At 61.7% G+C, this 12,789-nt stretch carries 10 protein-coding genes, 1 tRNA gene, 1 pseudogene and 1 riboswitch; of the genes and pseudogenes, 9 read left to right on the top strand and 3 right to left on the bottom strand.

Annotated elements, in window-relative coordinates; all coding sequences use genetic code 11:
- The first annotated feature begins 19 nt into the window (after positions 1-19).
- Entirely contained in the window at positions 20-2,191 is a 2,172-nt protein-coding gene (locus JJB74_RS16945) for a putative bifunctional diguanylate cyclase/phosphodiesterase (RefSeq protein WP_200593647.1), read from the top strand.
- Between the two features lie 15 nt (positions 2,192-2,206).
- Here the strand turns inward: JJB74_RS16945 and JJB74_RS16940 are convergent, their stop codons facing one another.
- Positions 2,207-3,205 (bottom strand): sodium:calcium antiporter, encoded by a 999-nt coding sequence (locus tag JJB74_RS16940; RefSeq protein WP_200593645.1) that lies wholly within the window; start codon positions 3,203-3,205, stop codon positions 2,207-2,209.
- Between the two features lie 131 nt (positions 3,206-3,336).
- Positions 3,337-3,507: riboswitch (yybP-ykoY riboswitch) on the bottom strand.
- A 429-nt stretch (positions 3,508-3,936) separates the two neighbouring features.
- Between JJB74_RS16940 and JJB74_RS16935 the strand changes: the two genes are divergently transcribed.
- The 4 genes from JJB74_RS16935 (at position 3,937) to arfB (ending at position 6,708) form a co-directional block, all read left to right on the top strand.
- A complete protein-coding gene (locus JJB74_RS16935; RefSeq protein ID WP_200593643.1) occupies positions 3,937-4,131 on the top strand; it encodes a hypothetical protein in 195 nt (64 codons plus the stop codon).
- A 237-nt stretch (positions 4,132-4,368) separates the two neighbouring features.
- Entirely contained in the window at positions 4,369-4,872 is a 504-nt protein-coding gene (gene pyp, locus JJB74_RS16930; RefSeq protein WP_325170137.1) for a photoactive yellow protein, read from the top strand.
- A 3-nt stretch (positions 4,873-4,875) separates the two neighbouring features.
- Positions 4,876-6,162 (top strand): 4-coumarate--CoA ligase, encoded by a 1,287-nt coding sequence (gene pcl, locus JJB74_RS16925; RefSeq protein ID WP_200593639.1) that lies wholly within the window; start codon positions 4,876-4,878, stop codon positions 6,160-6,162.
- A 141-nt stretch (positions 6,163-6,303) separates the two neighbouring features.
- Positions 6,304-6,708: an alternative ribosome rescue aminoacyl-tRNA hydrolase ArfB gene (gene arfB / locus JJB74_RS16920; protein ID WP_200593637.1), complete on the top strand. Its 405-nt coding sequence runs from the start codon at positions 6,304-6,306 to the stop codon at positions 6,706-6,708.
- Positions 6,709-6,804: 96 nt separating this feature from the next.
- Here the strand turns inward: arfB and JJB74_RS16915 are convergent, their stop codons facing one another.
- Complete coding sequence (locus tag JJB74_RS16915) at positions 6,805-8,196, bottom strand: MFS transporter (RefSeq protein WP_200593635.1); 1,392 nt, start codon at positions 8,194-8,196, stop codon at positions 6,805-6,807.
- 483 nt (positions 8,197-8,679) lie between these two features.
- Here JJB74_RS16915 and JJB74_RS16910 point away from each other — a divergent pair, with 483 nt between their 5' ends.
- Together JJB74_RS16910 and JJB74_RS16905 are read left to right on the top strand one after the other, a co-directional pair.
- Entirely contained in the window at positions 8,680-9,126 is a 447-nt protein-coding gene (locus JJB74_RS16910) for an NUDIX hydrolase (RefSeq protein ID WP_200593633.1), read from the top strand.
- Positions 9,127-9,338: 212 nt separating this feature from the next.
- Positions 9,339-10,550 (top strand): acyltransferase family protein, encoded by a 1,212-nt coding sequence (locus JJB74_RS16905; RefSeq protein WP_200593632.1) that lies wholly within the window; start codon positions 9,339-9,341, stop codon positions 10,548-10,550.
- Here the strand turns inward: JJB74_RS16905 and arsC are convergent.
- Positions 10,474-10,821, bottom strand: a pseudogene (arsC, locus tag JJB74_RS16900) (arsenate reductase (glutaredoxin)); the annotation flags it as partial. The gene JJB74_RS16905 and the pseudogene arsC overlap by 77 nt on opposite strands.
- A gap of 151 nt (positions 10,822-10,972) precedes the next feature.
- Between arsC and JJB74_RS16895 the strand changes: the two are divergent.
- Positions 10,973-11,048, top strand: a tRNA-Ala gene (locus JJB74_RS16895).
- A 376-nt stretch (positions 11,049-11,424) separates the two neighbouring features.
- Positions 11,425-12,735, top strand: coding sequence for a solute carrier family 23 protein (locus tag JJB74_RS16890; RefSeq protein WP_200593628.1), 1,311 nt, complete (start codon positions 11,425-11,427; stop codon positions 12,733-12,735).
- Positions 12,736-12,789: the final 54 nt, after the last annotated feature.

The following is a 12,789-nucleotide window of genomic DNA, read 5'->3' as shown; positions in this document are numbered from 1 at the left end:
GCATCTGAGTAGAAACGACATGGGCAAGAGAACGATACGGGACAAGCTGATCATCAACTTCGCGGCTTTCACCGGCCTTGCCTGCGCATTCGGCCTTGCGACCATTCTGCTCAATGCATGGATGGCTACCGATGCCGCAGTCCTGGAAGCCGAGCATGTGGCCGAGATGATCGCCAACAATGGCATCGTCGATCCGCTCGATCATGTCGATGAACTGCAGCAGCACATCATGAAGGTACACGCGCTGCAAAAGCGCGATGTTTTCGTCGTCGACCGCAGCATGCGCATCGTCGCCGATTCCGACGCCGACGAAATCGGTTCCAGATTCACCTACGATCGTGCGGGCGTGATTGCCACGACGATGAACGAAGGACGCCCCGGAAAATTCGTCGAAGACAATCCCAGCCTGAAGGAGTCGAACAAGCTGGTGGTCATCCCGTTGCGGCGCGATCAATCCCGTTCGAATTCGGAAATCGTCGGCGCCCTGGCACTGGAATACACCGCCATCTATGACGAGCTGATGGAGAGCGTGCATCTCTTTATCCGGTTCATCGTCGTGCTGCTGGCGCTGTTCCTCGCTATCACCTATGCGCTGAGCAGCCATATCAGCCGCTCCATCATTGCGTCGCTCAAGCGCCTGCAGGGAGCAATCGAAGCGCTGATACAAGGCAATCATCATGCCCGGGTGAATATCGCCAGCGAAGATGAGGTGGCGGAACTGGCCGGTTGCATCAATCGCCTTGCCGACAAGATGGAAGCGAGCTTTCGTGACAAGGAAGAGCGTCTCGCGGCGAACGCGGAGCAGCTGCGCCTGATGAACATTCGTCTCGCCGACGAGGTGCAGCAGCACAAGCTCAGCGCCGAGCGTACGGAATACTTCGCCTACTACGACCATCTGACCACGCTGCCGAACCGCAGGATGTTCAGCCACCTGCTCGGCGCTGCCATTGCGCAGGCTTCGGCGCGCAAGACTGCGCTCGGCCTGCTCTTCATCGACCTCGACGAGTTCAAGCACATCAATGACACGCTTGGCCATGCCGCTGGCGACGAGCTACTCATGAGCGTGGCGACGCGTTTGAAGGAATGCGTGCGCGTGGGCGATACCACGGCCCGCCTGGGCGGCGATGAATTCGTCATTCTCGTGGAGGACTTGCGCGAGAAAAGCCACTTGGAAGCGCTGGCGGCGAAACTGCTCGATGCGCTGCAGCTTCCGCATCGCATCGCCGGCGCGGAGTTTCGCATCACCGCAAGCATCGGCATCAGCATCTTCCCGGACGATGGGGAAGATGAAACCTCGCTGATGAAGAATGCCGACATGGCGATGTACCAGGCCAAGCGCCATGGCAAGAACAATTGCCAGCTGTATTGCGAAGAACTGCAGTCGCACATGGAGCGTCGCTTCATGCTCGAGTCGAGCTTGCGCCAGGCGCTGGAACGGCAGGAATTCACGCTGGCCTATCAGCCAAAGGTTTGCGCAGCCAGTGGCCGCATCATTGGCGCCGAAGCCCTCTTGCGCTGGAATGCGCAGCCTGCGGGCTTCGGCAATCTGGGACCATGTGACTTCATCCCGGTTGCTGAAGACAGCGGTCTGATCGTTCCCATCGGCAGATGGGTGCTCGAAACCGTTTGCTTGCAGCATAACGAATGGGCCAGACATGGTTTCGGTGAGCTGAACGTCTCGGTAAATCTCTCCGCCCGACAATTGGCGGACAGCAGCTTTTACAACGATGTCGTATCTGTCATCGCCAGGACCGGCATTGATTGCGCGCGCCTGGAGTTCGAGCTGACCGAAAGCGCTGCGATGGAAAATATGGAGCAAACCATCGCCTTGCTGAAGGCGATGCGCAAGCAGGGCATGCGCATCGCGCTGGATGATTTCGGCACCGGCTATTCTTCGCTGTCCATGCTGAAGCAATTGCCGGTGGATGCGATCAAGATCGACCGCTCCTTCATTCGCGACATGCCGGGCGATACGCATGCGAATGCACTCACGCATGCCATCGTCGCGATGAGCAAGGTGATGGATTTGCGCGTCGTGGCGGAAGGCGTGGAAACCGTGGAACAGGTCGATTTCCTGAAACAATGCGACTGCGATGAGTTCCAGGGTTTCCTTTTCAGCCGACCGGTATCGCCCGAGGCCTTCTTCGCTCTGCTCGAGCAGCAGAAGGCGCTCGACACGCTAGTCAGCTGAAACTGATGGAAACGTTCAGCGTGTGGTAATCAGCAGTCCAAGCGCGAACACGCCGTAAAGCAGGCCAAACGATGCGAAGCCGCGCGCCGAAAGCCGCTTGCTGCGCAATGCGAAGTAGATGCCGGCGATGGACATCATCGTCACCACGCCGGCCCAGACCAGCGACTTATCCAGCAGCCAGGGCGTGAAGAATATGCCCAGAGCGCTCGGTATCGTGGCCTGGATCATCATTGCGCCACTGATGTTGGCCAGCGCCAGATCGGGCTTTTGCTGCCTGACCCAGATCACCGCATTCAAGGTTTCCGGCAACTCGGTGGCCACCGGACTCAGCAACAAAGCAACCAGCTGCGGTGGAATGCCCAGCCAGGGACCAATGGCCTCGAGCTGATGCACGAAAAGCTGAGACGCGAAAAAGATCACTATCAGCGCCGCGCCGGTCTGCAGCAGCGCCCAGGCAGTGGACGGCTCGGCATCACGAGGGCGCAACTTCAAAGGCTCAAGATCTTCGGCGACTGCACACTCTCCCTCCTGCGTCATCGAGCTGCGCACGTACAAGCCATATGCGATCAGAAAGGGAATGCCCAGCCACGGCTTGTACGCAAAGACGACGAGGCCAAGGGCGATCTTGAACACGAAGACCGCCATGAACCATTTCTGGTCTCGGGCCAGCATGCCTTCCACGGAACGCATGACCGTGGGCCAGGGGAAGCGGTTCTTCGACAGCAGGAAAGTGATGCCGACCACGGCATAGGCGACAGTGGCCAATACCAGCGGTCCGCCAAGGGCCGCGCCCACCCCGATCTGCTTGGAATCCGGTGCATTACCGAAAGCCACCGCGACAAAGGTGACAACGCTTTCCGGCAGCGCCGTGCCGAAAGCGGCAAGCACCGTGCCGACCGCGTTCTGGGTCATGCCGAAACGATGGCCGACCCACTCAATGCCGTTGACGAAATATTCGCAGGACAGATAGATCACCAGCGCGGAGACAAGCAGCAGCACGACGGTCAGCATCATGGCCGGTCCTTGCAAACAGCCGACGACGTCGGTAGCCACAATGCCGGCCCTGCGGCGACCGGGTCGAAATCAACGGAGAAGGGGGGGCGTGAGGCGTGTTTGTACGGAGGGCGGAGGTATTTCATGCATTCAGTTCCTGGCCGGAACTCACCAATGACCATATGCCCGTCCGGCCAAATGCAGGCATATGGTCAAAGGTCTTGCCAAGTTCTGGAACCGCTGGCGCCATGGCCGAACGGCCAAGTGTGTTGACGCAAGCCCCTTCGGTGGTGAAGGGCGGCTACTCCCCAATGACGCGGCGGATTGTACTGCACATCGCGCCACCGGTCCATGCGAAGCCTTGCCGTCTGGCATCTCTGCAAACTTCGCAAGCAGCATGCGGTAGAAGCGCGAACAAATTGTTTAATGGAACGGAATAGGCGTGTCTATAGGCAATAACTTGAAAATAGCAGCAGGATGCGGGAACTTGCGCAAAGCTCAGCTTAACTAAGTGCCTGATGCGGAAGCAATCCGAGCAGCTTTATTCGACGGTCTTGTGCTCGCTTCCTCATCAAGCTATATTGGCACAATGCTAACTTCCTGGCTTCCACGGGACTACGGCATCAAGGACTGCGCAGACGGTCTGGCCTCGATGGATTGCTGATGCGCCGCAATCCCGTTCCGCTGGGATGTGTTTTGATGTACTTCCCCAAGCGTCCAATACCGCAAGCTATCGATAGCGAGGATTCCGTATGCATACCAATCGCGTATCTGCCACCGAAGTACAAGCCGGTGATGTGATTTACCAATTTCGTGATCCCAGCGAAGCAACCGAATTCCAGGAATGCGTTGCCGAGGTCGGCGTCAAGTATTGCGAAATCGAGCATTGGGCCACGGACAAGCGCTTCGTGGTGCTCGATGTCGAAACCATAGAACCTTCTCTTTAACGTCCGCTTTGCATCGCGTTGCAGGCGCATAGCCGCCAACCCTGCCTGCACCGATGCCTCTTCCGATCACGCCTGAAACATGCATCCAAGGCGGCCATCCCTCTACCCGTTTCTCCGTTGTCCATAACAACAGCGCTGCAAGCAGCTTTTATGCATCGCGTTAGACGGTCGCACTTTCACGTTATCCCGTTGCTCATAGGCCGACAATAAAAAATTTCTGCAAAGAAATAAATATTGGTGTCCTGGACAAACCGATGGTATGATTTGATTGCTCTAGAGAAATACTTGAGCCGAGCCGGTAAGCCGACGCGCGTGTCAGCCTCTGGCATTCAAAACAACTTTCAAGGGGTAAGAATGAATACGATGGATCTGATCGCTTTCGGTAAGGCAGATATCGACAATGTGCTGGCAAAGATGAAAACCGGCGACATCGACAAGCTCGCATTCGGCGCGGTGGAACTGGACAAGAATGGTACTGTGCTGAAATACAATGCTGCCGAGGGTGCGATCACCGGTCGCGACCCGAAAAGCGTCATAGGCAAGAATTTCTTCCGCGATGTCGCGCCATGCACTTCCAAGCCCGCGTTCAAGGGTGTGTTCGACGCCGGCGTCCGCGCGAACGACCTGAATTCCCTGTTCGAATATGTGTTCGACTATCAAATGAAGCCGACCAAAGTGAAGGTGCACATGAAGAAGGCCCTGTCTGGCGATACCTTCTGGATTTTCGTCAAGCGGATCTGAGCGATGGACGTGTCGCCCGTTGCCCGCAACTCGCAGCAATCCTGCGCCTGGTGGCGGGACGACGCCTCTGTGCACCGCCTGGTGTCCGACCTGGTGCGTGCCGAACTGGCGGCGCAGCGTCCCGGGACGGCATTGCCGTTCTCCGGTCTGTTGCCGCTTGACTGCAACCTGATCAACGATCTCGATGCGGATTCGCTGGAAATGATGACGCTGGCTGGTGCGATGTCCGAGTGCACGCACATGCATGAGAGCGGCATCGAAGACTATCTTTTGGTCAAGCCGACGATCGGAGACTGGATTGAGATCGCCAGGCATGCGCTTGAGCAGTACAGTGCGCAGCTTACCTTCCGCACTTCCGGCAGCACCGGTGAACCGAAGCGCTGCAGCCACGCACTGTGGACGCTGTGGCAGGAAGCGCAGGCGCTGGCCATGCTGTTTCCCGGCCGTCAGCGCGTTCTGTCGGCAGTGCCTGCGCATCACATCTACGGTTTCCTGTTCACCATCCTGCTGCCGCAGGCGCTGGCGCAGCAGCAGGGCGGTGCACCGCTGCCGGTGCTGGACCTGCGTGGCGGCGGCGCGGGCGGGTTGATGCGGCAAGCCCGCGACGGCGATGTAGTGATCGGCTTTCCCGACTGGTGGCGCAGCATGCTGCGCTCCGGCGCGCATCTCGACGCGGACGTGGTCGGCGTCACTTCCACCGCGCCGTGTCCGGACGATCTGGCGCAGGGCATTCTTGACGCAGGCATGGTCCGGCTGGTGGAGATCTACGGCAGTTCGGAAACCGCGGGAATCGGCTGGCGCGATCGGCATGGCGCCGCGTATCGCCTGTTTCCGCACTGGAGCCGCGGAGACGATGGCGAAAGCCTGACGCGGTTGCTGCAGGACGGCAGTGCGCTTGCCCATGTCCTGCGCGACCGCATCGACTGGCGCGGCGAACGCGAATTCCTGCCGGCCGGGCGCATCGATGAGGCCGTGCAGGTCGGCGGCATCAATGTCTTTCCCGAGCGGGTGAGGGAAGTCCTGCTGCGCCATCCGCAGGTGCGTGATGCCGCGGTGCGATTGATGCGTCCCGAGGAAGGTTCGCGCCTGAAAGCCTTCATCGTCCCGCGCGATGCCGCCTGCGACACGACAGCCCTGGCCGCGGCGCTCGCCGCCTGGATACGCACCCGCCTGCCGGCGCCGGCGCTGCCCAAGGCCTATTCTTTCGGCGAGTCGCTCCCGGTTTCCGAAACCGGCAAGCCGCGCGACTGGCCGATACCGCCGATCGCACCCGCGTTGCCGCTGGAATAACGCCCAAGAGTCGGGCGCGCGCTGTCGCGCTTTGATTCGCGTCGCGCAACATGGTGCGCCTGCTGCGGCAGGGCGGCGCGGATGGCATCATGCGTGCTGAGCGCCTTCCCGCAACCGCCAAACAATTTTCCCGACCCAACCATGCTGCATTCGCCCCAGGTTCAAGAAAGCGAAGTCGAATTTACCGCGATCCGCGCACAGGGCGCCGGCGGCCAGAACGTCAACAAGGTATCGAGCGCGATGCACCTGCGCTTTGACATCCATGCGTCATCGCTGCCGGAAGCGGTCAAGGAAAGGCTGCTCGCCTTGCGCGACAGCCGCATCAGCGATGATGGCGTGGTGATCATCAAGGCGCAGACCGAGCGCAGCCAGGAGCGCAACCGCGCCGAAGCCTTGCGGCGACTGCAGGAAATGGTAGATAGCGTGGCCGCGCCACCGCGCGTGCGGCGAGCCACGCGGCCGACCCGCGCCTCGCGCGAGAAGCGGCTGGAATCCAAGCAAACGCGCGGGCGGCTAAAGGCGGCGCGGGGAAAAGTCATCGACTGAGGGTAAGCGGCAGCCTGAGGCCGCCCGCAAGGGAGAAGCGCCCCCGTTTCCGACAAAGGCGCGCTAGCTGCGCGCCCTGATGCAGGCTGTAAAGCGTCAATGTCCCAACGCCTCGCCAGCCATCGGCCGCGCTCCGCCATCCTCGGGATGACGGAATTGCTTGACCAGCAGCGCCAGTGCCGAAACCAGACCGGCGACCGCGACAACCGCGAAGATGTGACCGAAGCCGAGCTGGCGCCGGGTCAGTTCCGCGACCAGGAAGGAGCCGGCGATGCCGCCGAAGCGGCCGATGCCCAGCATCCATGCCACGCCGGTGGCGCGTCCCTGGGTCGGGTAGAACGCGGCGGCCAGCGCCGGCATCGAGGATTGCGCGGTGTTCATGATGGTGCCGCCGACGAAGACCATGACCATCAACAGGCCGACCGAACCGATGGTCTGGCCGATCGCATAAACGCAGGCCGCGGTGGCCACATAGCCGATGGCGATCGTCAGATTGGCATTGAAGCGGTCCATCAGCCAGCCGGAGAACACGGCGCCGACGCCACCCAGCGGGAACAGCGCGGCGATCAGCGTTGCGGTCTGCGGATCGAGGCCGGCGTCCTTGAACAACACCGGCATCCAGTTGATCAGCGCATAGAAAATCACCAGGCCCATGAAATACGCGAGCCACAGCATCAGCGTGCCGACCAGGTAAGCGCGCGACAGCACCAGCGCGGCACCACTGCCGGCATTACCAACAGCCTTCTTTTCGGTCAGCACAAAGGTTTGCGCCTGCAGCGGCCGTCGCGAGATGCGTTCGAGCGCGGCGCGAATGCGCGCAGCCGGCATGCCGCGCGCCACCATGTAGCGCACCGATTCCGGCAGCAGCGCCAGCATCAGCAGCGCCAGAACCAGCGGCGCGGCGCCGCCCAGATACAGCACACTGCGCCAGCCCCAATGCGGAATCATCCATGCGGCGAGAAAGCCGCCAAAGGCCGCGCCGAGCGGAAAGCCGCAGAACATGGCGTTGGTCAGCAGCGAGCGCTGGCGGTCCGGGCAGTATTCGCTCATCAGCGTCACCGCGTTCGGCATTGCCGCGCCCAGTCCAAGGCCGGTGATGAAGCGCAGCACTGTCAGCTCGGACAGGCTGCCCGCCGAGCCGGACCAGACGCATGCGCCACCAAACAGCAGCACGGAGCCAATCAGCACCCGCTTGCGGCCGATGCGGTCGGCCAGGGGCCCGGAGAGCAGGGCGCCGGCAGCCAGGCCGAACAGCGCCGCCGACAGCACCGGCGCCAGGGCCGGGCGGCTGACGCCCCATTCCTTGATCAGTGACGGCGCGATGAAGCCGATTGCCGCGGTATCGAAGCCGTCAAGCAGCACGATGACGAAGCACAGAAAGAAGATGGTCCACTGAAAGCCGGAAAAGCGGTGGCTGTTCAGGAATTCCTGCACATCGACGACGCCGGAGCGATCGCCGCGCGGCAGCTCGGAAGTGGTATTGGCCATGGTTTGTCTCCTTGGGCGGCAATCCGGGCTGAAAAGGGGCGCTCGGAATACCGTTGGCAAAAATGGAAAGTTCTGGAAGCGCGGGCGGCGCTGCTCGACCCGACTGGCCGAAGGAGCTGCGCGACGCGATGCACTGAAAATGCAAGGGTTGCTGAGGCGCGGAAGTCCTTGGCGACGGCCAGCAATGAATCTCCTGTCGTTAAAGCCCGCTCAGGGCCTTGAGAGCGCATTCTTCTCCGCCGGACCGGGCGCGGATGATGAATATGTCACACGCTTTTTCGCCGCATTCTTGCACTGCGTCCGACCTGTGAACATGCACATTTGGCCGCGAAAGCTGTACTTTTCTCAGATAGCGTTACGTATACGTACCAAACATCCGATAATCGCACAGAAAATCGCTTGGCATTCCAGCTATACTCGTCGCTTTCCTTTTCGGTAACTGCGCGTTTTACGATTACCGGCAGCGCAACAACTCCCTCATCCATGACAGCCGATCCCCGCCGCCGCAAGCCGCTCGCCGTATCCTGCGGCACCCTGATCATTGACAGTGCCGGGCGCATCCTGCTCTGTCATGTCACCGGCACCAGCCATTGGGACATACCCAAAGGCTTGCAGGACCCCGGCGAAACGACATTGCAGGCGGCCAGGCGCGAGCTCTGGGAAGAAACCGGACTGGAGTTCGACGAAGATCTGTTCGAGGAAATCGGCCATTTCGCCTACCGTCCCGACAAGGATCTGCATCTCTACCGCATTCGTCTGAAGGAAGATTTCGATAGTCTCGGCCACCTGATCTGCCGCAGCCATTTCACCCATCACATCACCGGCAAGGAGACACCCGAGGTCGACGGCTTCTGCTGGGCAAGCAGGGAAGAAGTGCGCACGAAGTGCTGGCCGAGGATGGCGCAGCGGCTGCTGGCGCTGGATTGGTAGCGTTCCAACCCCGTACTCGAGCATTCGCTGCAAGCAAAGTCTTCTTCATCCACGTTGACCGCGTCGTACGCGCATGCCTTGCCGAAATGCTATTTTCCCTGCGGTAAGGCATAATGCGCGCCTTCTCATTCTTTCCGACGCCGTCCCGCCATGCGTAGTCTTTCGTTCCGTCACCCGCACGTATCCATGCCACCGTGGCAAGGTGGCGCGGCATGAGCGCCGGAACGGGGACGCCACGCGCGCCAAGCGGCAACAACTCCCATCTCGGCCTACTCGACATCTGCAAGGGGATTGCCGCGCAGCTGATCGTGCTGCATCACCTGGCGTTCTATGGCCCGATGTCGGACTATGCCCGGCCGTTGGCGCCAGGCCTAATCAACTGGCTGGGCGACCCGGCGCGCATGGCGGTGCAAATCTTTCTCGTCATTGGCGGCTTCCTCGCCGCGAAAAGCCTGTGTCCGGCGGGCGAGGCCGCGCAACATGGACTGCGAATGGGCATCGTGCGCCGCTACCAGAAGCTGGCGCCGCCATTCGTCGTCGCGATGCTGATCGCGGTCGGCGCATCGGCATGGGCCTCGGCGTGGATGATTCACGATTCAATCTCGCCGCCCCCAGGATGGTCGCAGCTGGCCGCGCACGCGCTGCTGCTGCACGGTGTGCTGCGCTATGAATCGCTTTCCGCAGGCGCCTGGTATGTCGCCATCGACTTCCAGCTCTTCGTCATTGCCACGCTGCTGCTGGCGCTGTCGCGCCTGCGCTGGCTGCGCGCGCAGTTGGGCAAGCCCATGCTGCCGCTGGTATGTCTGGCCATGGCGCTTTCGCTGCTCGGTTTCAATCGCGACGCCGCCTGGGATGCCTGGGGCATGTACTTCTTCGGCAGCTATGGCCTGGGCATGCTGGCATGGTGGTGCAGCCGCGCGCGAGGCGCGGAGCGGCGCAAGCTGTTCGCGTTGATGCTGCTGCTCGGCATCGGCGCGCTGGCCATCGATTTCCGCGCTCGCATCGCGTTATCGCTTATCACTGCGCTGGCCTTGGCCGCTACCGGAGGACGCATCGCCCATCCCCATGCGCGCTGGCTGACGCCGCTGTATGTGGCGGGCCGAATTTCCTATGCCGAATTTCTGGTGCACTTCCCGGTAAGCCTGGTAGTCAACGCCGCCTTCTTCCGATACGCGGCGCATGATCCGGCAACGCAAGCCGTTGGCATGCTGTGCGCTTGGACTGCGAGCATTGCCGCAGGCGCGCTGTTTCATCGTGCGGTGGAAATGCCGCTTGCGCGCTGCTTCAGCCGTGCCCTCAGCCAACGCGTGCCAAGCGAACCAGGCGCTTCTGTAGGGATCAGGTTCCGGGAACGATTTCCTTCACCAGTTCAGCAGGCCGGCACAGTCGCGTTCCGCCAGGTGCGACGACAAAGGGACGGTTGATCAGCACCGGGTGCGCCAGCATCGCGTCGAGCAGCGCATCGTCATTCACGTCGGCCGCATCCAGGCCGAGTTCCCGGAACAGCGCTTCCTTCTCGCGCAGCGCGCCGCGCACCGTGAGGCCGGCGGCTTCGATCATTGTCCGTAGCTCGTCGCGCGTAGGCGGCGTCTTCAGATACTCGACGATGCGCGGCTCGAAGCCGGCTGCGCGAATCATGGCGAGTGTATTGCGGGAAGTGCCGCAGGCGGGGTTGTGATAGATGGTGATGTCCATGGTGCTTGGCGGTTGAGAAGAGGGATCACGCGCCGCCAGGTCGGCGACGGCTGCGGCATGTTAGCCGAAAGCGCGGCGAGGAACATTTCATCGATTTGCGTTCCGGCTACTTGCAAGCCTTGACGCTATCCCGCTACAATCGCGCCCTATTGGGGCGGTAGCTCAGCTGGGAGAGCGTCGCGTTCGCAATGCGAAGGTCGGGAGTTCGATCCTCCTCCGCTCCACCAAGATACGAAAAGGCTCGGATACGTTTCGGGCCTTTTTCTTTTTCGCGAGACTTCTCCTCCATCATCGCCACACTTTCAGTCCTGTTTTCGTTGCAGCGATCCGGTGGCAAGTTCTCGCTGGCGCGCATGCCCGCCTGGGCTCGGGGTCGATGGATTTGACACACGGGTATGTCGACCCGCATGACGATTTCATCGCCGTTTTCGCACCGTATTCATGCATCAAAGCGCCATCCCGGGGCCCGCCGTCATGACAGCGCCGAACCCTTCGCCTCACGCTGGCGCATCGCTACAATTTTCATCACATCGCCATTGCCGCCGCCTTCGCACAGCACGTAGACTTGATGCCCGTCATCAACCACCGAGCAATGGAGCTGTCATGGCCGAAGGCTATTTCCCGAACTGGCGCGTCAGGGGACGCGTCGACCAAGACAAGGGCGAGATCATCGCCATCGACGAGCGGCTGCCATGGCCGCAGACGATCGCGATGGGCTTGCAGCATGTGGTCGCGATGTTCGGTTCGACCGTGCTGGCGCCGCTGCTGATGGGTTTCGATCCGAATCTCGCCATCTTCATGTCCGGCATCGGCACGCTTCTGTTCTTCCTCTTCGTCGGCGGCCGGGTGCCGAGTTATCTCGGCTCCAGCTTCGCCTTCATCGGCCTGGTGATCCTGGTGTCGGGCTATGGCGGGCAGGGGCCGAACGGCAATCTCGGCGTGGCCCTGGGCGGCATCATCGCCTGCGGCGCGGTGTATGCGCTGATCGGGCTGATCGTCATCGGCATCGGCACGCGCTGGATCGAAGCGCTGATGCCGCCGGTGGTGACCGGCGCGGTGGTCGCCGTCATCGGCCTGAATCTCGCGCCGATCGCGGTCAAGAGCGTCTCGGGCGCTTCCTTCGATTCCTGGATGGCGCTTGTCACCGTACTGTGCGTGGCGGCGGTGGCGGTCTTCACGCGCGGCATGCTGCAGCGCCTGCCGATCCTGATCGGCGTGGTGCTGGCTTATTTCCTGTACGCGCTTGCCACCAACGGCGCCGGGCTGGGCAAGCCTATCGACTTCTCCATCGTCGCCAACGCCGCCTGGTTCGGCATGCCGCATTTCGTGTCGCCGGTGTTCCGCGGCGATGCGATGGCGCTGATCGCGCCGGTGGCGATCATCCTGGTGGCAGAAAACCTCGGCCATATCAAGGCCGTCGGCGCCATGACCGGCAAGAGCCTCGATGCCTACATGGGCCGCGCCTTTCTCGGCGATGGTGTCGCAACCATGGTCTCGGCCAGCCTCGGCGGCACTGGCCTGACCACCTATGCCGAGAACATCGGCGTGATGGCGGTCACGCGCATCTTCTCAACGCTGGTGTTCATCGTCGCCGCGCTGGTGGCGATCGTGCTCGGCTTCTCGCCCAAGTTCGGCGCGATGATCCAGACCATACCGGGCCCGGTAATGGGCGGCGTGTCCATCGTGGTGTTCGGTCTGATCGCGGTGGCCGGCGCGCGCATCTGGGTGCAGAACCGTGTCGACTTCTCGGATAACCGCAACCTGATCGTCGCCGCCGTCACCCTGGTGCTCGGCGCCGGCGACTTCACCCTGAAGCTCGGCGGTTTTTCGCTAGGCGGCATCGGCACCGCGACCTTCGGCGCGATCATTCTGAACGCGCTGCTTTCCCTTGGCGAGCGCGCACCGCGCGCCTGATGCCCGGCAAGCGGCATGGAACTCGACCGTCGCGCAGCGGTCGAGAGTAGATGC

The organism is Noviherbaspirillum pedocola, from assembly GCF_016632335.1.
Classification (GTDB): domain Bacteria; phylum Pseudomonadota; class Gammaproteobacteria; order Burkholderiales; family Burkholderiaceae_D; genus Noviherbaspirillum_A; species Noviherbaspirillum_A pedocola.
This window is presented reverse-complemented; position numbering and strand designations above follow the sequence as displayed.